At 42.6% G+C, this 20,893-nt stretch carries 23 protein-coding genes; 1 reads left to right on the forward strand and 22 read right to left on the reverse strand.

All coding sequences use genetic code 11. The features are described from left to right. Positions 1-105: 105 nt before the first annotated feature. The 22 genes from recN to K7887_RS13900 form a co-directional block, all read right to left on the reverse strand. Positions 106-1,812, reverse strand: coding sequence for a DNA repair protein RecN (gene recN / locus K7887_RS13795; RefSeq protein WP_223489936.1), 1,707 nt, complete (start codon positions 1,810-1,812; stop codon positions 106-108). A gap of 22 nt (positions 1,813-1,834) precedes the next feature. Then, a complete protein-coding gene (gene ahrC / locus K7887_RS13800; RefSeq protein ID WP_010194884.1) occupies positions 1,835-2,284 on the reverse strand; it encodes a transcriptional regulator AhrC/ArgR in 450 nt (149 codons plus the stop codon). A gap of 92 nt (positions 2,285-2,376) precedes the next feature. Next, a complete protein-coding gene (locus tag K7887_RS13805) occupies positions 2,377-3,213 on the reverse strand; it encodes a TlyA family RNA methyltransferase (RefSeq protein WP_223489938.1) in 837 nt (278 codons plus the stop codon). 6 nt (positions 3,214-3,219) lie between these two features. Next, on the reverse strand, positions 3,220-5,112 hold the full coding sequence (gene dxs, locus K7887_RS13810) for a 1-deoxy-D-xylulose-5-phosphate synthase (protein WP_223489940.1): 1,893 nt from the start codon (positions 5,110-5,112) through the stop codon (positions 3,220-3,222). A 22-nt stretch (positions 5,113-5,134) separates the two neighbouring features. After that, on the reverse strand, positions 5,135-5,734 hold the full coding sequence (locus K7887_RS13815) for a hypothetical protein (protein WP_223489942.1): 600 nt from the start codon (positions 5,732-5,734) through the stop codon (positions 5,135-5,137). Between the two features lie 768 nt (positions 5,735-6,502). Next, positions 6,503-7,387, reverse strand: a complete 885-nt coding sequence (locus K7887_RS13820) for a polyprenyl synthetase family protein (protein WP_223493657.1) — start codon at positions 7,385-7,387, stop codon at positions 6,503-6,505. Positions 7,388-7,399: 12 nt separating this feature from the next. Further along, on the reverse strand, positions 7,400-7,636 hold the full coding sequence (locus K7887_RS13825) for an exodeoxyribonuclease VII small subunit (protein ID WP_223489944.1): 237 nt from the start codon (positions 7,634-7,636) through the stop codon (positions 7,400-7,402). After that, complete coding sequence (gene xseA / locus K7887_RS13830; protein ID WP_223489946.1) at positions 7,629-8,984, reverse strand: exodeoxyribonuclease VII large subunit; 1,356 nt, start codon at positions 8,982-8,984, stop codon at positions 7,629-7,631. Before xseA ends, K7887_RS13825 begins: the two co-directional genes overlap by 8 nt. An 84-nt stretch (positions 8,985-9,068) precedes the next feature. Further along, positions 9,069-9,944 (reverse strand): bifunctional methylenetetrahydrofolate dehydrogenase/methenyltetrahydrofolate cyclohydrolase FolD, encoded by an 876-nt coding sequence (folD, locus tag K7887_RS13835; RefSeq protein ID WP_223489948.1) that lies wholly within the window; start codon positions 9,942-9,944, stop codon positions 9,069-9,071. Positions 9,945-9,971: 27 nt separating this feature from the next. Beyond that, entirely contained in the window at positions 9,972-10,373 is a 402-nt protein-coding gene (gene nusB, locus K7887_RS13840; protein ID WP_223489950.1) for a transcription antitermination factor NusB, read from the reverse strand. 379 nt (positions 10,374-10,752) lie between these two features. Further along, entirely contained in the window at positions 10,753-11,157 is a 405-nt protein-coding gene (locus tag K7887_RS13845; RefSeq protein ID WP_223489952.1) for an Asp23/Gls24 family envelope stress response protein, read from the reverse strand. A gap of 21 nt (positions 11,158-11,178) precedes the next feature. After that, a complete protein-coding gene (accC, locus tag K7887_RS13850; RefSeq protein ID WP_223489954.1) occupies positions 11,179-12,531 on the reverse strand; it encodes an acetyl-CoA carboxylase biotin carboxylase subunit in 1,353 nt (450 codons plus the stop codon). 16 nt (positions 12,532-12,547) lie between these two features. Next, entirely contained in the window at positions 12,548-13,054 is a 507-nt protein-coding gene (gene accB / locus K7887_RS13855) for an acetyl-CoA carboxylase biotin carboxyl carrier protein (protein ID WP_223489956.1), read from the reverse strand. A gap of 356 nt (positions 13,055-13,410) precedes the next feature. After that, positions 13,411-14,073, reverse strand: a complete 663-nt coding sequence (locus tag K7887_RS13860) for a SpoIIIAH-like family protein (protein ID WP_223489958.1) — start codon at positions 14,071-14,073, stop codon at positions 13,411-13,413. A gap of 3 nt (positions 14,074-14,076) precedes the next feature. Then, positions 14,077-14,745 (reverse strand): stage III sporulation protein AG, encoded by a 669-nt coding sequence (gene spoIIIAG, locus K7887_RS13865; RefSeq protein ID WP_223489959.1) that lies wholly within the window; start codon positions 14,743-14,745, stop codon positions 14,077-14,079. Between the two features lie 6 nt (positions 14,746-14,751). After that, on the reverse strand, positions 14,752-15,372 hold the full coding sequence (gene spoIIIAF, locus K7887_RS13870; protein ID WP_223489960.1) for a stage III sporulation protein AF: 621 nt from the start codon (positions 15,370-15,372) through the stop codon (positions 14,752-14,754). Positions 15,373-15,384: 12 nt separating this feature from the next. Then, positions 15,385-16,557, reverse strand: a complete 1,173-nt coding sequence (gene spoIIIAE / locus K7887_RS13875; RefSeq protein ID WP_223489961.1) for a stage III sporulation protein AE — start codon at positions 16,555-16,557, stop codon at positions 15,385-15,387. A 27-nt stretch (positions 16,558-16,584) separates the two neighbouring features. Further along, the gene (gene spoIIIAD, locus K7887_RS13880) at positions 16,585-16,974 is read right to left on the reverse strand and encodes a stage III sporulation protein AD (protein ID WP_083800911.1); all 390 of its coding nucleotides are present in this window, start codon (positions 16,972-16,974) and stop codon (positions 16,585-16,587) included. A gap of 16 nt (positions 16,975-16,990) precedes the next feature. Then, positions 16,991-17,194 (reverse strand): stage III sporulation protein AC, encoded by a 204-nt coding sequence (spoIIIAC, locus tag K7887_RS13885; protein WP_010194848.1) that lies wholly within the window; start codon positions 17,192-17,194, stop codon positions 16,991-16,993. Between the two features lie 219 nt (positions 17,195-17,413). Then, positions 17,414-17,929, reverse strand: a complete 516-nt coding sequence (gene spoIIIAB / locus K7887_RS13890) for a stage III sporulation protein SpoIIIAB (protein WP_223489962.1) — start codon at positions 17,927-17,929, stop codon at positions 17,414-17,416. Beyond that, entirely contained in the window at positions 17,926-18,858 is a 933-nt protein-coding gene (spoIIIAA, locus tag K7887_RS13895) for a stage III sporulation protein AA (RefSeq protein WP_223489963.1), read from the reverse strand. Before spoIIIAA ends, spoIIIAB begins: the two co-directional genes overlap by 4 nt. A 77-nt stretch (positions 18,859-18,935) precedes the next feature. Continuing rightward, positions 18,936-19,217, reverse strand: a complete 282-nt coding sequence (locus tag K7887_RS13900; RefSeq protein ID WP_223489964.1) for a YqhV family protein — start codon at positions 19,215-19,217, stop codon at positions 18,936-18,938. A gap of 153 nt (positions 19,218-19,370) precedes the next feature. Here K7887_RS13900 and K7887_RS13905 point away from each other — a divergent pair, with 153 nt between their 5' ends. Next, complete coding sequence (locus K7887_RS13905) at positions 19,371-20,876, forward strand: glycine betaine uptake BCCT transporter (protein WP_223489966.1); 1,506 nt, start codon at positions 19,371-19,373, stop codon at positions 20,874-20,876. Positions 20,877-20,893: the final 17 nt, after the last annotated feature.

Genomic DNA, 20,893 nt, shown 5'->3' on the forward strand with positions numbered 1-20,893 from the left:
TGACTCTGCAGACTATTCCAGCATTTCATTATTTTATAATTTCTTAAACAACAAAAAAACCGTCCACATCTTAAATGCGAACGGCCTTCTCTAAATGTAAAATGCCTACCCCTGCTTAATACTCCCGGCAATCTCCAACAACTCGCGTGCATGCTCCTTCGTCAACGAAGTAATCTCCACGCCAGAAATCATCCGGCCGATTTCACGCACCTTTTCGTCCTGATCCAGTCCGCGCACTTTGGTTTTCGTGCGTTCACCGGAGACTTCCTTGCTGATGAATAGATGGGTGTCTGACATCGCAGCAACTTGAGGTAAGTGGGAGATACAAAGGACTTGTGAATCAACCGAGACCTGATAAATCTTCTCGGCGATAGCCTGTGCCACCCTGCCGCTGACTCCTGTATCGACTTCATCAAAAATGATGGAAGTGATCCCTTGGTGTCTTGAGAAGATACTCTTCAATGCAAGCATGATCCTCGAAAGTTCCCCGCCTGAAGCTACTTTTGCCATCGGCTTCAATGGTTCCCCCGGGTTTGTTGTAAGGTAGAACTCCACAACATCCACGCCGTTTTTACTAAACACCGCATCACCTGACGCCTTTTCCTTTTTCACGTCCATGTTCACATCAAAAATAGCTTTTTCCAAGTACAGGTCTTTGAGCTCTTTATGAATGCTCTTCATTAGTTTCTCTGAGGCTTTTCTACGGGCATCAGTAAGCGATTTTGCTTCAAGTGCAAGATCTTGTTTAAGCGACTCAAGAGACTCCTGCAGCTGGTGAATGTGCGAATCACGGTTTTGCAGCGTCTCTAGCTCCTCTTCTATTTTCGAAGCATATTCTAAGACTTCAGCAACCGTAGTTCCGTATTTCCGTTTCAATTGTTTGATTTCATTCAGTCTTCCTTCAATAAAATCAAGGCGGTTTGGATCAAACTCAAGCTGATCTATTTCATCTCTAATACGATAAGATAGTTCTTCTAATTGATAATAAGAATTGGAAATGATTTCGTGAACATCTTTAAGGTTTTTATCGATTTCTTCGAGACCCTCGGATTCAGACATGGCTTGTCCGACCCAATCAAGTCCCTTTTGTTCGCCGTGCATCGCATGGTAACAGTTGTTGAGCGATTGGTAAAGTCGTTCATAGTTACTGATTTTATTCCGTTCCTCGAGCAGCTCGTCTTCTTCATTGACGGTTAATTGCACATTGCTGATTTCTTCTGCTTGGAACTGCAACAAATCAAGTCGATGTGCAACCTTTTGTTCATTTTCCGTGAGTTCAAGCAGCCTTTTTTCTACATCCTTAAAAGATGAATAAATGTTCCTATACTCTTTAAGTTCCTTTTGAACAGCCGCTCCTCCAAACTGATCTAAAAGCGAAAGATGCAAGTCCGGGTCCATCAGTTCCTGGTGTTCGTGCTGCCCATGAATGTCCACCAATGTCTGACCGACTTCCCGTAACAGGGCTATGGTGACAAGCTTTCCATTAACACGGCAAACACTTTTGCCTGTAGCATGAATTTCCCGTCTCAAGACAACCATCTCGTCTTCTATCTCAATACCAAGCTCCTGACAAACTCTATAGGCAGGATGCTTCTCATCTTCAAGAAGGAACAAGCCTTCGAGTTCCGCTCGTTTTTCACCGAAACGGACGAACTCATGTGAACCACGTCCACCCGCCAGCAAGTGGATGGCATCAATGATAATGGATTTACCCGCTCCGGTCTCCCCGGTTAAAACCGTTAACCCTTTGTCAAAAGAAACAGAAAGGGATTCAATAATAGCAAAATTTTTAATGGTTAATTCAGCAATCATACCATCACATCCTCGCGTGATTTTATAGCATATTAATAAAGCGGTCGGATAGCTCTTTTGCATCCTCCGGTGTGCGGCAAATAATCAAACATGTATCGTCACCGCAAATGGTCCCCAGAATTTCCGACCAATCCAGATTATCAATTAAAACACCGATGGCATTTGCATTGCCCGGCATCGTTTTCATCACAATCATATGACCTGCTATATCTATTTTCACAAACGCATCCATCAAAGAACGTTTCAGTTTTTGCAGAGGATTAAAGCGTTGATCTGCTGGGAGGCTGTATTTATATCTGCCGTCTAGAAGCGGAACTTTTACAAGATGAAGCTCTTTAATATCCCTTGAAACAGTTGCTTGGGTTACATTGAAACCTAAGCTTTTCAGACGATCGACAAGCTCGTCTTGCGTTTCGATCTCGCTGTTTGTAATTAATTCTCTAATTTTTATGTGTCTTTGGCCCTTTGTCATGTTGGCACCCCTTAATAATCTATATAACCTAGCTTTATGTTAATGGAAACCTTTCAATATGTAAAAGAAAAAAGGAACAACCATCGTAATAGTTATTCCCCTTTTTCGACCTTCAATTGTAGGTGCGCATCTGCAACTAGAGCGGATATGGAAGTTTCGAGATTATTTTCTGCGGTTTCTTCTGTATGTCCGTTCCATTGCAAATGAAGGAGGAACTCAATGTTTCCCTCTCCTCCCTTAATAGGTGAGTAAGAGGCATTCATCACTTCATACCCTTCCTTCAAGCTGAAGTCAATAATCTTATCCATCACCGCTTCATGTATCTTCGGGTCGCGGACAATACCTTTCTTGCCGACCTGCTCTCTTCCTGCCTCAAACTGAGGCTTAACAAGCGCAACTACGTCGCTGCCAGATACGAGCAAGCTCTTTAAGACTGGTAAAATTAATTTCAGTGAGATAAATGATACATCAATGCTCGCAAAATCCGGCATACCTTCATTTAAATCAACCGGTGTAACGTATCTGAAGTTGGTTCGCTCCATCACGACAACTCGTTCATCTTGACGGAGTTTCCATGCAAGTTGATTGTATCCTACATCAAGTGCGTAGCTTAACTTTGCACCATTTTGAAGGGCACAATCGGTGAATCCGCCTGTAGAAGCACCGATATCAAGCAATATCTTATCCTTCACGTCCAAGTCAAAGACTTTAAGCGCTTTTTCCAGTTTTAAACCGCCTCGACTTACATATGGCAACACATTGCCTTTGACAGTCAGAGGTGCATCCATTGCTACTTTTTCACCTGGCTTGTCCAGCCGTTGTTCATTTGAATATACAAGTCCTGCCATAATGGAGCGCTTCGCTTTTTCGCGTGTTTCCACAAGACCGCGCTCCACCAAAAGGACATCTACTCGTTCTTTTTTCGCCATATATCCTTAAGCCCTTTTTTGTTTTCTTCTAGCTGCAATTAATTTAACGTTTTCCACGACTTTTTCTGTTGTTAAATCTATTTCCTGTAGCAGCTCCTTCACACTTCCATGTTCAATGAAGCGATCTGGAATTCCCATTCTTACCACACGGTTTGTGTACCCATTATCGCTTGCAAATTCAACAACCGCACTGCCGAATCCACCTTGAAGGACCGCTTCTTCAATCGTTACAAAAGGCATGCCTGATTTGAAGAGGTCATGCAATAACGCCTCATCCATCGGTTTGATGAATCTTGCATTGACTACTTTTACCGACAAGTTTTCTTTTTTCAGATATTCAGCAGCTTCAAGTGCCATTCCGATTGTCGTTCCGAATGTCAAGATGACAGCGTCTGTTCCTTCTTTCAAAACTTCCCATGAACCAATCGGAATTTCTTTTAATTCCTCGTCCATTTTAACACCCAATCCGTTACCGCGTGGATAGCGAAGTGCAATTGGACCGTCATTATACTTATTTGCCGTATACACCATGTGCTGGCCTTCATTCTCGTCTTTTGGCATCATAAGAACCATGTTCGGTAGATGCCTTAAAAATGCGATGTCAAAAACACCTTGATGCGTTTCACCATCTTCCCCAACCAAACCGGAACGGTCAATTCCAAAGAAGACATTCAAGTTTTGACGGCAGACATCATGCACTACTTGGTCGTACCCTCGTTGGAGGAAGGTAGAATAAATGGCCAGGAACGGTTTCATTCCTTGCGTTGCAAGCCCTGCTGCCATGGTGACAGCATGCTGCTCGGCGATTCCCACATCAAACATGCGGTCTGGGAATTCTTTTGCAAAACCTTCAAGCTTAGATCCTACAGGCATTGCAGGTGTCAGAGCGACAATACGCTCGTCTTCGCGCGCCAATTTTCGTACTGTTTCACTAACTACACTGCTCCACGCCGGCGGTCCGCCAACAGGCTTCAGGAAGTCACCAGTTTCGATTTTATATGGCCCTGTTCCATGCCACGTACCGATCGTGTCCAGTTCAGCCGGTTCATAGCCTTTTCCTTTTTTCGTTACAACATGGATCAGGACCGGCCCTTCTGTTTTCTTCGCATATTTAAGATTTTCAATTAAATCGTTGTAGTTATGTCCATCAATAGGTCCCAAGTAAGTAAAACCAAGTTCTTCGAAAAACATGCCGCTTACAACAAGGTACTTCAAACTGTCTTTGATGCGCTCAGCCGTTGACGCCAGTTTCCCGCCAACTGCAGGTATTTTCTTAAGAAGCACTTCCAGTTCGTCTTTTACCCAATTGTATTTACCGGCCGTACGCATTCTTCCAAGCGCGCTGTGCAAGGCACCAACATTCGGCGCAATCGACATTTCATTATCATTCAAGATGACAATCATGTCTTTCTTTTCGTGTCCAATATGATTGAGGGCTTCCAGAGCCATTCCGCCAGTCAAAGCACCATCGCCGATGATCGGAATAACATACTCATCTGTTCCTTTAATGTCTCTTGCAGCAGCCATACCCATCGCTCCGGAAAGAGAAGTGGAAGAATGTCCAGTCTCCCAAGCGTCATGCTCGCTCTCATTCCTTTTCGGAAACCCACATAGACCTTTATATTTACGCAACGTACCAAAATCACAGGCTCTACCTGTCAAAATTTTATGAACGTAAGCCTGGTGCCCAACATCCCATAAAAACTTGTCTTTAGGGCTATCAAATACTTTGTGCAGTGCAACAGTAAGTTCAACTACCCCAAGGTTTGGCCCGATATGGCCGCCTGATGTGGAGAGCTGCTCAATCAAAAAACGTCTGATATCCTCACTAAGGCTCTCCAATTCATCTATTGACATTTTCTTTAAAAATTGCGGATTTTCAATCTTTGTAAGATCCAAAAGGGATCACTCTCTTTCCTTGCTAATTTCGCTTATTTTTACGCTTTTTATTATCTTTCAAAACCACGATATTGAACTTGTCTTCTAGTATATAAAACAGTCTTCCCACTTGAAACAGTATTGGCGTGGAATACCGGATTGCCATGGACTTTCCGAAAGCCTTTCCACCAACTGTAACAGCTGCCACTACGCTTGTGAATACAACTGCGACAATATAGTGGAACAGTGAGTCCTCTCTTTGCCCGACTGATAGGGTAAAGGAAATGACAACTATAGCAGATGCGGTCCCGCTGATGATCCCAGAAATATCGCCGATAACGTCATTACAAAAACTTGCAAACCTATCGGCATTCCTGACAATTTGTATAGCTTGCTTGGAACCGTTTACCCTTTCTGCTGCCATGGCATGAAAAGGTATTTCATCTGCTGCTGTGGATGCAATACCCAGCATATCGAAGAATATTCCGATAAAAACGATGATAAACACGATGACCATTCCCACTGCCCATGTTACTCCTGAGAGCAGATAAGTAGAAACGATTGAAAAAATAGCCGCTAACACGAGTGTGATAACGGCGATAGCTAAACTCCAATTTATTGCATCTTTCCATTTATTAACCATAGTATAAAATCCCAACTCTATATAAGTAAGCTTTTGTAGTTATCCTACATTTTATTATAGACAATTATTATTAATCCACCAAACTTCAATGTTTATTATGTAAAAGTGGTCATGCATTGAGTAAAAACTGCGGCTTAGGTCCAGTAGGTTTTCCCAAGCAAGTACCAGATGTCGCCATACTGGCGGTTTCCCTTTAAACCTGCCTTAGCCGTGTCGCCAGCGACTAGACTGGATTACCACTTAGTCCGCACTATAATCCCCAATACATGTCTTAATTTCAGAACAGTCTAGGAGTTTTCCTCTACAGCCCTTAACCAGATCTTAGCCTCTTTTGCAGAACGGATTTCATATGGAATACATAGATAGATTCACCGGCCTAGTGAATAGATCCCATACCATAATCCCCTCCGACTCCACTCAAGGCAGGCTACGCTGTATATGCCTAACCCAGTTAGACATATAGCAGGTTTATCACCATTCCACTACTTGCTCCCCTAGGGGAATAACAAGAGTAAGAATGGGCCTCCACGGAAGTAGGGTCTTCGCCCACATGCCATTGTGGATCGCCCTACTACCTTAACTCCCAGCATCAACCCAAGGCTGGGCGCCTCAAGCCGACACAAGGAACTTCATCGATGTGCCCTTTAGCGGATTTTTAGGCCCGCCTTCAGAAAAGGTGGACTGACTAGAATACTGCACCACTCATTTGTACCATATACTATACCACAAAAAGAGGAAATGCTCAATTTTGACCGCTACTTTTGTCGATTAATGGTCCCTTTTGGCAATCAAGTCGCAAAGTTGCACTAAAAGATCAGATTCTAACGGAATGTCAGCTAGTATATGTTTTGCTTCATTAATATGATATTCCAGTTTTTCTTTCGCGCCATTCATCGTGAGAAGAGAAGGATAGGTCGTTTTTTCGTTCTGGGTGTCTGAACCTACCGGCTTGCCAATTTTGGATGCATCTCCTTCAATATCAAGAATGTCATCCCTGATCTGGAATGCAAGACCAAGGTGGTCGCCGAATTGCTCCAACTTGGAAATCTGTTCTTCTGTTGCATCCCCCAGTATCGCACCTGCCACAATGCTATATCCGAGAAGTTTTCCGGTTTTGTTTCTATGTATATACTCAAGGTCCTGAAGCGAGAGCTGTGCTCCTTCACCCTCCATATCCGCAACTTGTCCTCCGACCATCCCTCTTGGCCCTGCAGCTTTGGCTAACTCTTTCATTAGAGTGACAACTTTCATTGGCTTGACGTCTAGATTCAATAGATCTTCCATAACCTCAAAGCTATGCGTAAGCAAGGCGTCACCGGCCAATATTGCCATCGCTTCACCATACACTTTATGATTAGTCGGCTTTCCGCGTCTAAAGTCGTCATCATCCATGCTTGGCAGATCATCGTGAACCAAAGAATAGGTGTGTATCATCTCCACTGCACATGCTACTGGGATTCCAAATTCTTCAGGTTTCCCAAAAGATTTCAACGTAGCAAGCACTAATAAAGGGCGAAGTCTTTTCCCTCCTGCTTTCAAGGAATAGTTCATGGATTCAAGTAGAACTTCTGGTGCTTCAACAGATTTCATATAAGAAAAAAGTGCGTCCTCCACCAACTTCTTTCTATCTTTCATAAAAGTTTGCAAATCCATCACCTGTGACAATTAAGCTTCATCCTCCTGTACTTGGAATGACTCCAATTCGCCGTTTTCTTTTAGGATCTGTTCCATTTCTGCCTCTACGTGAGAAAGTTTGTCATGACAAAGCTTGGACAATTTCATCCCTTCTTTGTAAAAAGAAATGGCTTCTTCTAATGGAACATCTCCTTCTTCAAGCTTTTCCACAATATTTTCTAAACCTTTCATTGCTTCTTCAAATGTAACGTCCTTTTTTTCAGTCATTTCCTTTTCGCTCCTTTACATCTTGTACTTCACATTCTAACCGGCCATCTTGAAGGTGAACCTGAATGGTATCTCCTTTTTCTGCCTGATTCACATTTTTAATAATGGTGCCATCTTCTTGGTAAGCAAGGCTATATCCTCTGTTCATGATTTTAAGAGGGCTTAAGGCATCCATCTTGGATATTTTATGTTGGAATTCCCATTGTTTCTTTTGTAGTGTCTGCTGCATTTGCTTTGTAAGTAATTTTGTCTGCTGTTCTAGTGTAAGCTTTTCTGCTTCCCATTGCTTTTTCGGATGGTTTCTAGCGAGTAATCCAGCGAGTTGCTCCCATTTTACATGCTTTCGTTCCACCATTCTTTTCATGGCCGCCTCGAGATCATCCATGGTCCGATCAAGATCCTGCTGCTTTTGTGCATATAGATTTTTAGGAAACCTGAACGCATACGATTTCTGCAGTGCTGTCAACCTGTCCTTATAATGCTGCATCAATTTGTTGGAAGCACTGTGCAATCGGAATTTACGATCTGACAAGCGCTCCATCAGTTCATTGATATGGGGGACAGCCAATTCCGCCGCAGCAGTTGGTGTCGGCGCGCGCATATCCGCTACAAAGTCTGCTATCGTAAAGTCCGTTTCATGACCAACGGCTGAAATAATCGGTAGCTTTGAAGCGAAAATTTCTCTAGCTACCACTTCTTCATTAAAGGCCCATAACTCTTCAATGGATCCTCCGCCACGGCCCACGATAAGCACATCAAGATCAGGCATTTTGTTAGCGGTTTGAATGGCCTTCACAATGGATGGAGCAGCATTCACGCCTTGTACTAGAGCAGGAATAACGATTATTTTTGTTAGTGGATATCTTCTTTTCAAGGTGGTGATGATATCCCTGACCGCCGCTCCTGTTGGCGAGGTGATCACGCCTACAGCACACGGGTATTTGGGCAGCGTTTTTTTGTATTCAGATGAAAACAAACCTTCCTGGGAAAGCTTCTTTTTCAACTCCTCATAGGCTAAAAACAGGCTGCCGACACCATCAGGCTGCATTTCTTTTATGTACATCTGATAGGACCCGTTTGCTTCATAGACCGTAACTTCTCCACGAACAAGGACCTTCATTCCTTCTTGCGGCTTGAAGGCAAGGTTGCGATTTTGCCCTGCAAACATGACAACCTGGAGTCGTGCGTTTTGGTCTTTCAGGGTAAAGTACATATGCCCTCTGCTATGTTGCTTGAAATTGGATATTTCCCCTTTCAGCCATACATCTTGCAAATGAGGGTCCACATCAAATTTTCTTTTTATGTATTTCGTTAGAGCAGTAACCGTTAAGTATCTGCGTTCACTCATATTCGTTAACTCCTTTTTGAAGCATGGTCATACGAAAAAAAGACGGAAGAACCTTAAGTCCCATCCATCTTCTAAGATACCATATTAACTGGAAAACGTCTTGTTTTCACTCGCCTCATTTTGTGCTGATTGTAGCGTATTGTGCAGCAACATCGTAATCGTCATTGGACCGACCCCTCCAGGAACAGGTGTGATAAAGCTTGCTTTTTCTTTCACCGATTCAAAGTCCACATCTCCACACAGTTTTCCGGTCTCAAGTCTATTGACCCCGACATCAATCACGATTGCGCCATCTTTCACATATTCAGGACCAATTAGCTTTGCACGACCAACTGCCGCAATCAAAATATCGGCCTGCTTGGTAATGGAAGCCAAATCCTTTGTACGAGAATGACAATAAGTGACGGTAGCATCTTCTTTTAAAAGCAATTGGCCAACCGGCTTGCCTACTATATTACTTCTTCCGATTACCACAACATGCTTACCGGAAATAGAAACATCAAGGGATTTAATCATTTCCACTATTCCATAAGGCGTACAAGGAAGGAATGATTTCTGATCAATCATCATTCTGCCGATATTGACAGGATGAAACCCATCTACATCTTTATTAGGGGAAATATGTTCAATAACAGCCAGTTCATCAATATGATCAGGCAAAGGCAGCTGTACCAAAATGCCATGCACGGAAGCATCTCCGTTAAAATGGCTTATTCTATCCAACAATTCTTGTTGCGTAATAGAACTTGGGTACTCTTCCAATATGCTTCGAATTCCAGCTTCCTCGCATGCTTTCTGTTTTGCTCTAACATAGGATTGTGAAGCAGGGTCCTGCCCTACCAAAATCACAGCCAAGCTTGGTTGGATATTCTTTTCCTTATGTAGCTCAGAAACCTTCTCTTTAATAAAAGCTCTTTTCTCCACTGCAAGATCTTTACCTGATACTATAACTGCTGACATGAATAGCTCCCCCTTTTATGCTACTACTTATGCATTATTTTCAATGGTAGTTTTTACTTTAGAAAGGACTGCGTTAATAAATCCGCTTGATTTGTCATCACCAAATGTTTTCGCAAGTTCGATTGCTTCATTCATGCTGACATTAACCGGAATCTCTTCGACAAACATCATTTCAAAAACTGTCATGCGAAGAATGGTACGGTCCACTGTTCCCAGACGATCTAGTGACCATTTTTCCAAGTGGGATTTCAACGTGGAATCGATTTCTTCCTGATGCTCTTTCGTGCCAAACACGATACTGCTTAGGAAATCATCCGGCTTTTCCCCTTCTTCTAATACATTTGTGATTGCTTCATCAGGCGCAATATCACTTAAATCCATTTGAAAAATGGCTTGAAGCGCCTTTTCTCTTGATACACTACGTTTCATTGTTCGATCTCCTTATCGTGCCTATACTAGTATAAAAAGATAATAGCACATTTTTATCAAAAAACACATGTTTTTCATTCGTTTTTTAGCTAAATTACATACAAACTGATTATGTTTTCATTAAATGTTCGGAATTAACCGTTTTCACATTTGCTCTGGGGGAGCTCAAAAGGTCTCATTCTTCTATTTAATAATGTCAGTTTCATCTTTACCGAGATAATACTCTACTATACTTTTCAAGAAAGTCTAGTTAAAAGTAGCGACTAAAATTGTACCCTAATTATGTGGGGGAACACAAGGGAAACTTAGGTGGAACCTTACTTAAACAAAAAAATTGTAGACACCCTTCTAATGAGAGTGCCTACAAGGTGACGTCATATTAAATTTCTTGCTCTACTTCTACTTCATTTTTTTGAGTTTCAAACTGCACTCCTACTACATGAATATTCACTTCTGTAATTTCTAAAGCAGTCATATTCAATAATGCTTGGCGGATGTTATCTTGTACTTTTTGGGCAACTGTAGGAATGGAGATGCCGAACTGCATCACACAAAATACATCCACTTTAATGCCTTCTTCGGAAAGATCGACTTTTACACCTTTACCGTGATTCTTTTTCCCAAGTCTCTCTACCACACCTGCAGCGAAGTTACCACGCATCGACATGACCCCTTCTACTTCGGAAGCAGCAATGCCGGCAATAACTTCAATGACTTCAGGAGCAATTTCGACTTTGCCTAGTGAGTTGTTGTTTTCCATTTCCAATAAGTTTCTTTCGCTCATAATTAACCCTCCTAAATATAGTTAAGAATTCATGACATCATATTTCTCAAGAAATTTCGTATTAAAATCCCCATCTTTGAACTTTTCGTGATCCATTAATTTCAGATGGAAAGGTATCGTAGTATGAACGCCTTCAATAATAAATTCGCTTAATGCACGTTTCATTCGTGAGACAGCTTCTTCACGTGTTGCTCCATAAGTGATTAGCTTTGCCACCATGGAATCGTAATATGGCGGTATGCTGTAACCAGGGTAAACTGCCGAATCCACTCGAACGCCAAGACCACCTGGAGGAAGGTACATTTCAATCTTCCCAGGGGAAGGCATAAAGTTCTTTTCTGGATTTTCAGCATTAATACGGCACTCAATCGACCAGCCGTTGAACACGACATCTTCTTGCTTAAGAGATAATGTTTCACCAGATGCAACCCGAATCATTTCCTTAATTAGATCCACCCCTGTCACCATTTCCGTAACAGGATGCTCTACTTGGATACGGGTGTTCATTTCCATGAAGTAGAATTTTCTATTTTGATAGTCATAAATAAATTCTATCGTACCTGCACCCATATAGTCCACTGCTTCAGCAGCTTTTACTGCCGCGTCACCCATTTGAGCGCGAATTTCTTCATCCAGCACAGGTGAAGGTGTTTCCTCTACAAGCTTCTGCAGACGACGTTGGATAGAGCAATCACGCTCACCAAGGTGGATCGTATTACCATGACCATCTGCCATTACTTGAATTTCTACGTGACGGAAATCTTCAATGAATTTTTCCAAGTACACGCCAGGATTACCGAAAGCAGTTGCCGCTTCCTGTTGCGTGATGGAGATACCCTTTTTCAGTTCCTCTTCATTTCTCGCAACACGGATACCTTTTCCGCCTCCGCCTGCCGTTGCTTTGATGATAACAGGATATCCGATGTCATTAGCAATGGAGATACCATCATTGATGTTCTCAATGATCCCTTGTGAACCGGGAACAATCGGCACGCCAGCTTTACGCATCGTTTCACGCGCAACATCTTTCGTCCCCATCTTGCTGATCGCTTCAGGACTCGGACCTACAAATGTAATGTTACACTCTCGGCAAAGCTCTGCAAAGTCCGCATTCTCCGCAAGGAATCCATATCCAGGGTGGATAGCATCTGACGCCGTAAGCTTTGCTACGCTAATGATGTTCGTAAAATTAAGGTAGCTGTCTTTTGACGTTTTTGGGCCGACACAATACGCTTCGTCTGCCAACTGTACATGAAGGGATTCTTTATCCGCCTCCGAATACACAGCAACTGTTTCTATATCCATTTCTTTACATGCACGAATGATTCGTACCGCAATTTCTCCTCTATTGGCAATCAATAATTTTTTAATCATGAGTGTCGCCCCCTCCTTATACTGTTTTTACAAGGAATAAAGGTTGACCGTATTCTACTAATTGGCCATTATCAACCAGAACCTCGACAATTTCGCCCTTGACTTCTGCTTCAATCTCATTGAACAATTTCATCGCTTCTACGATACAAACGACAGAGTTTTCTCCAACTTTATCGCCTTCTTGTACATATGCCGCTTGATCCGGTGAAGGAGAAGCATAGAACGTTCCAACCATCGGGGATGTGATTTTATGTAGGTTCGCGTCTTCTTGTTTTGGTGCTGCTTCTTGTTTCGTTTCTGCAGCTGGTGTTTGAACTTGTTGAGCAGGCGCTTGTGGTGCTTGTGCCTGTTGTTGCGGTGCCGCTTGTGGTGCTGGTGCAGCTACTTGTTGTGTGCTCACGACAGTTTGCGCCGCATGCTTCTTCATTTTGATTTTGGAACCTTCATTTTCATACGTGAATTCATCTATATTGGATTGGTCAATCAACTTAATAATTTCTCTGATTTCTTGGATCTTTAACATATTTCGTTCACTCCTCGGTCCTTTTGATGATTAGTTGCTGCGTTGATGTTGCTAGTGTTGCTTAGATGTAGCTTAGTTATAGCTTAGATGTTGCTATGTACATTTTAACAAAATAGTTCATATTCATCATACGATACAAGCTCCTGAAATTCAACTAAAAATAGTAATAGATATTATTACCTAGTGCTAAATTTGGGTAGTTGGGCGAATTTAGGGTGCGTGTTGCTTTGTCAGGATGATGAAAACGCTTTAGTTATTATTATAGGGGATTTTGTGTGTGGTGGATAGGGGGAGTGTAAACGAAAAAACCGAAGCCCCCACTATTCCCAGGGCTTCGGCACTTTGTATAACTTATATTATTCGCCGCCTTCTTCTGTTACTGGTGGGAAGTCGAATGCGATGTCTTCGTTACGTACATCTTTGAATTCTTGGCGCACCATGTGGTAGATGTCGTTTGCCATTTGTGGCGAGTGTGCTGCTGTTTTGACTGTTACTCGGATTTTGCCGTCTGTTACGCGTACAAGTGCATCATCTACGTCCTTGTGGGAGCGGATGGTGGATTCTAGAATTAGTTCTTTTTCAGAGATTTGGGCAAGTTCGTTGTATTGGTCAACTGCTTTGGAGATTTCTTCTGCTGGTAGATCTGTGCTTGCCATCATTTCTTTTAATTCTGCACGATGAACGCTGCGAAGGTTTTCTAGTTCATAGCGCATTTCTGCTAATGTCTCGTCTGAAGAGATGTATTTTACTACAGCACTGCCGTCTTCCTCTGCAGCTTCTTCCCCTTCAACCGCTTCCTCACCTTCAGTTCCTTCTGTTCCTTCTTCGCCATCAGTTCCAGCTGTTTCGCCTTCTTCACCGCCGTGATTTTCAGCGGTTTCCGTTGCTGCAGGCTGTTCTGTGGCGTCATTTGCCAGTTGTTCGCCGGCTTGTTGATCACCGATAAAGTAGTAAGCGGATAAGACGAAAACGAGACTTAACATCGTTAGTAACCAAACGGTTTGTTTTTTTAATAACATGGATTATTCCCCCTCAGATTTTTTTGGAAGTACTGCTACTTTGTGCTGTGGTACGTCTAGCACTCTTGTGACAGCGTCCAAAATCATTTGTTTTACATGTATATTTTCAGCGCCCTTTGCTACAATCAGAACTCCGCGTATGACCGGTTTTTTGGTTTCGGTTACGACCGGAATTTCTTGTTCATTTTTCCTGATGACGAGGACTTGTTCTTCTTCTGAGGTATCAGTGACATCGCGTTTCCCACCTTGCTGGTCAGTTTCGACGGTTGTTTGCTGTGAGGTGGTTTTGTTTGTCTGAAAGACTTTCTTTTCGGAAGCATCGATATTTACGACGACAGATACGTCATTAACTCCTGTGATTGCCTCCAGTGCATCTTTCAACTGATTCTCAAAGCTTGCCTCGTAATCAGAGATAGTAGAAGGTGCGTTGGCATCGTCATTTTGTCCAAATACCGGTTCATCTTCCGGTTCTTGCTGCTTCATGGCTGGCAGGACGCCGCCACCTGGAGAGCTTGCACTGTCTTCTCCAAAGAACAGATTTCCGAATAAAATGAATCCTACACCAAGGACGAGTATGACCGTCATGTATTGGTATTTTGCTTTTTTATCTTTTGACTGATTGGTAAGCAGAGATTTTAGCCATGGAATGAATGCTTGGTTTTTCTTTTCCACCTTGTACTAATCCCCCCCTTCGACTGCTACTGAAATATTGGTTGGTTGTAGTTGCCATCGATCTGCTAGGAAATTTGCTATTTTCCCTTCTTCTCTCGAGGAAGGAGCTGGTTCCTTTTGTCTGGAGGTGTCAATTTGAACAGGTTTTACAACTTGAATGGCTGTCTCTTCTGCTTGCTCGAGTAGAATCACAACGGACTCTATATTTTCTTCTATTGGCATTTCGGTAAGCTGGTCCTCATTTTTCACGACAATTTGCAAGTCTTTCACTGTTAAACCATAGCTTTCTCTCAACTCCTCCTCCACATCTTCTTTCATTAGGACAGCCGCTTTATTTAAAATGTATGCAGCATGGGAGGCTTGTATTTCTTTTTTCTTCATTTCTATTAAATTTTCTGTGTTTTCTTTTGATGTGTAGGAAGAATGTGTGGTCATTTTGGCAAAAAGTTCATCCATATCTGTGGAAAGCAACTTCAAGATGGGGGTAAGGATGACGACAATCAGCAGAAGGCCAATCACTAGTTTTGTGTATTTTTGCATCGAAGAATTCGGGAGCAACATTTCAACGACGGTTGCTAAAAGGATAAATAGAATGATACTGGTGATCCATTCTGTTAGGTAACTCATTTACTCTCCCCCTTACCTGACCATCACGGTTATATTTCCTGCTGCAATGATGACCGTGATGCTTAAAAAGAACATGAAGGAGACAATAGCCAAGGCAGCAAAAATATAAATGATGCTTTTGCTGATAATATCCAGACATTTTATGACGGTACCGCCTCCTAGAGGTTGAAGGAGGGCTGCGGCAAGTTTATAGATAATAGCAATGGAAAGTATTTTCACTGCCGGGAAAGCAGCGAGTAAAATCAATGTGGCAACACCCAGGATCCCGACTGTATTTTTTAATAACACAGATGCTGTAATTACTGTATCGGTGGCATCTGTAAACATTCTGCCGATAACAGGGATAAAGTTACCGGTTACGAATTTGGCGGTACGAATGGCAATTCCATCTGTCACCGCTGCGGTTGCACCTTGTACGGAGATGACACCAAGGAATACCGTTAAGTAGATTCCTAGAATTCCTATGCTTACGTTTCGAAGTAATGCCGCCAGTTGCGTCACCTTGTAATGTTCACTTAGCGTACTGACAATGCTTAAGATTGCCGAAAGAAACAATAGCGGAAGTACGACATATTGAATGAGCAGACCGCTTGTGTTCATCAAGAATAAAATGATGGGATGAAAAAAAGCTGCCGATACCAGTCCACCTGATGAGGCAATAAGAGCGATAAGCAGTGGAACTAAGGCAATGATGAACCCTGTCATGGCGGTTATTGCTTCGAGTGTGTAAGAGATAACGATATGAAAACTGTTGAGTGCGATGATAATCAGGACCATGAACACGACACTATAGGCCACTTTACTGACTGTTTTTTGCTCGAAAGCATTTTGAAGCGTTTGTAGGAACATGCTGAAGATGGTAAGTAAGATCAGACTGCCGAGTAGTTTTCCGTTTGCCAGCAGTTCATGAAATAGATATTTCAGAAAGCCTTTTGACCATTCTTCCAAGGAAAAGGACTTGTCTCCTTTTACAAATTCCATGAATGTCCCTTTTTGACTTTCTGGCAAAAACCCGCCATACTCCTCCATTACTTCTTCCCAGTACACCTTGATTTCTTCTACATCAATTCCTTCTATTTGATCTGTTACTAGTTCTGACGGCGAAGAGGGTGAGGCTTGTACTATTTCAAATGGAAGGAACAGTAGGATTAACAAGGCTGCAATGATTGCGAGAATGAATTTCATAGGATTGCTCCCCTCTGCTTTTTCATTTTAAGAAGGAATAAGATTAATGATGGTTTCGATAATAACGGTCAAGATCGGAATGGCCATCGCGAGTATTAATATTTTTCCGGCCAATTCGATTTTGGATGCGATCGCTCCCTGGCCTGCGTCTTTTGTGATTTGCGCACCGAATTCTGCGATATAGGCGATCCCGACAATCTTGAGAATGGTTTCTACATAGATTAAGTTCACATTGGCGTTAATCGCGATCCTCTCAAGCATCCTGATGACATCAAATATTTGCTCTACTAAAAATAAGAAAATAGCACAACCGACAAATACGACTAGCATGAAGGCAAATGTCGGTTTTTGCTCTTTTACCACTAATGCAAGAAAGGTGGCGATTAAGCCAAGACCTACTATTTGGAGAATCTCGATAGGTCAACACCCCTTATCATTGGAACAGGAATACCGATTTGATTCTTTTGAATAGATCGTCGACGATGCTTGCTACCATAAATAGAATGTAGATAAATCCGAGTAGGGTTACCCAGTGTGCGTATTCTTCTTTGCCTAGTTGTTTTAAGACGGTGTGCAGGAAGGCTACAACGATACCGATGCCGGCGATTTTGAATATTACGTCTACTTCAATGCCCATGGACGCTCCTCCTATTTTTTACGGTTTGCTTTTGGGATTTCTTTTTAAGTTTAGCCGTTGATTTCCGTTGCAGCGGCTCGCTTTCCACGGGCGGTCCGGAAGCCTCCTCGACATTCGCCTGCGGGGTCTTCCCTGTCCCTTCCTCCCGTAGGAGTCTCGCCGCTTCCACTACAATCAACTTGTTCTTTCACCCTTGGTAACTGTAGCCATACTATCAATCTAAATCAGCAAAATCACCAGCAGTAATCCTGATAGGACGCCGAGGCTTTTTACCATTCGTTCGTAGCGGTTTTGTTTGTCGCGGGCATCTAGTTCTTCGCGTTCAAGGTGGGTTAATGCCAGTTGTATGTGTTTTTGTTGGGTATAGCGGTCATGCTGTCCGAGCGTTTCTCCGAATTGCTTCATGATTTCGAGTTCTGCCGTTTTATAGGCGGTGTTTTTCCACACATCATCCAAACTTTCTTGCCAGGCTTCTTTTACGGACAGACTGGCTTTTTCTAACTTATTAGCAAAGCTTTCAAAAAACCATGAGAGTGGTTTTTCCAATTGCTTGGAGATGTTTTTAGTGGCATCCGCAAGAGGAGTGTGACCATACATGATTTCAGCTTCAAGAGATTGCAAGGCTACCTTTAATTGCCTTAATTGTCTTGGCCTTTCTGTCAGATGCCTTGCCGCTTCAAATCCTGCCCAGGAAGTTGCCACTAGTATTAAAACTGCCCCTATAAGTTTGATCATCTCTTCACACCCTCTTCCCGGTAGATCTCCTCTCCCATTTCATTTACGATTCTCTTGATGGACCCTGGGCCATTCGATCTGGTTAATTCCACGAACCGTTTTACTGCCCGGTACGATAAGATTTCACGAAGACTTGGCCTGCTTTTTAGCTCATCAAAAGAAAAAGCATGAACCGACATGAGAAGCCCCACCCCTGCATTGACGGCTTCCATCACTGCCTCGCTGTCTTCCATCCTTCCAATCTCATCCACGACGATAACATCCGGGCTCATGGAGCGGATCATCATCATCATGCCTTCTGCCTTTGGACAGCCATCAAGTACATCTACCCTTTGTCCCAAATCATGCTGAGGAATTCCATGTACACAACCAGCGATTTCAGAGCGTTCATCCACAATTCCTACCTTGCATGACGCCACTCGTTTATCCTCACACCCTGAGCTCATTATCCTGGCGAGGTCCCTTAACAGCGTTGTCTTTCCTGTTTGTGGGGGTCCAATTACCATCGTGCTTAGCCATCTGCCTTTTTCGTACAGATAAGGCATTAATGGTGTAGCAACTCCAATTTTCTGTTTGGCAATACGGATGTTAAAGGAGGATACGTCCCGGATCGCCTTCACCTTTCCCTGTTCTGTGATTACTTTTCCAGCTAGTCCAACACGATGTCCACCGGTTATCGTGATATATCCACTTTTGAGTTCTTCTTCCAGTGCATAAATGGAATGCTTGCTAATTTTGTTTAAAATGTGAATCGCATCTGTTGGCGTCACAATATACGATGGAAAATAGGGACTCCCGTCTATTATCAATTCTAGGGGTCGATTTACCCGAACTCGTATTTCTTCCATTCTCTCCAGTAACGGTGGTGAAAGTGTATCAATAACACCGGTAATATCCGGTGGCAACACGGTAGTAATACTCGAAAGCATACATATCCCCTTCTTGTCCTATTATTACTTACAATGTATGCGCGGTCGTACAATATATAACAACGGAATACAATTTCTCACTTATAGATACCAAATAAGATAAAGCCCAATCCAATGGCGATATAAATCATTTTTGAAAAGGATATCTCATCTGCCATGCTAATCAGCCCAATCATCATGGTGGAAATGAAAATCAAAGGCCCCACCACCGCTAACATCGAGTTCACAACAACAGCTTTTTTCACATCATTTAAGCTGAGCATAATAATTGCAGCAGTAATTTCTAATAACCCTGAAAAGATTCGAATCCCTGCCATCGATAGAACGGCCGGGTCGAAGTGGCTTAATAATTTTCTCATTAGAATTTGTCCTCCCTCTTGCAGCTGCACATTAGAGCATCTTGTACAACCTATGCGGAGGAGATTGAAAGAAGAAGTAAATTTAGTTTGAAAGGAATGATGTAATTTAGGGAATGCTAGCGAAAGGATTAAATTGGGAAAGGCGTGGATGTTATGAAAGGTATCGGTAAAGTATTTTGGATTTCCGTTATCATTGCTGCTTTGTTTGTATTGATCGGGGTTATTTTTCCTGAGCCGTTTAGTAAAGGAATGGATCAGGCAAACTCATTCATTCTAAATGTTTTTGGCTGGTTTTATCAGCTGGCGGCTACTTTCTTTCTTTTATTTGCTTTATTTCTCATCTTTAGTAAATACGGCAAAATAAAGCTTGGAAAAGACAAAGATCTCCCGGATTACTCTACCTTGACCTGGTTTGCGATGCTATTCAGCGCTGGGATGGGGATTGGACTCGTTTTCTACGGAGTCGCAGAGCCTATCTCTCACTTCGCCACTCCTCCGCTTGGTGAAGGCGGAACTGCAGCATCTGCAAAATTAGGTCTTCGTTACACCTTTTTACACTGGGGATTTCATGCATGGGCCATCTATGCAACCATTGCCCTTTCCATCGCGTATTTCAAATTCAGAAAAGACGCTCCAGGATTGATGAGTGCCACTTTGTACCCTATATTGGGGGAGAAAACAAAAGGAGCTTTCGGAAAAACGGTGGATATTGTTGCAGTTTTTGCGACTGTTTTCGGGGTTTGTGCATCACTTGGTTTAGGTGCACAACAAATAAACGGCGGACTCAACTATTTGTTCGGCATTCCGAATAACTTCACTGTACAGCTGACCATAATGGCGATTGTGACCGTTCTATTTATCATTTCAGCAGGGACGGGCCTCTCCAAGGGAATTAAATACTTAAGTAACACGAACATGATACTTGCTACACTTCTATTATTTGCTGTCCTTTTTATAGGACCAACAACCTTCTTATTGAATTTATTTACGACAACACTTGGAGATTATATTCAAAACCTCCCAAGCATGGGGCTCCGTCTTGCTCCATTCAGTAATGAAAATGCCGAATGGATTGAAGGTTGGACGATTTTCTACTGGGCTTGGTGGATTTCCTGGTCACCTTTTGTCGGGACGTTCATCGCGAGGGTATCTAAAGGACGGACAGTAAGAGAGTTTGTTATTGCGGTGTTATTGGTGCCGACACTTGTGTGTGCATTTTGGTTCAGTGTCTTCGGGGGAACTGGGATTCATATGGAATTATTTGAAGGGGCTCAAGTTTCCGCCCAAAGTTTTGAAACGGGACTATTTTATGTCTATAAACTTCTGCCATTCGGAACCGTTTTATCTATTATCACGATACTGCTTATTGCGACTTTCTTTATTACTAGTGCGGATTCCGCTACGTTTGTACTTGGTATGCAAACAACTAACGGAGATATTGATCCACCATTTTTCGTAAAATTGACTTGGGGATTAATTCTTTCTGCTTCTGCGATTGTGTTGATGTATACGGGGGGATTGGAGGGTCTTCAAACCGCCATCATTGTTAGCGCTTTTCCTTTGACCTTTGTTTTGCTGATGATGGCCTTCGCGATTGTCAAAGCCTTTCGACTGGAAGTTAAGGGTAAGGTTCCTTTGAAGAAAACAAAGGAGCATTGATTGGGAAAAAATACAGT

Source organism: Sutcliffiella horikoshii (assembly GCF_019931755.1).
Taxonomy (GTDB): Bacteria; Bacillota; Bacilli; order Bacillales; family Bacillaceae_I; genus Sutcliffiella_A; species Sutcliffiella_A horikoshii_E.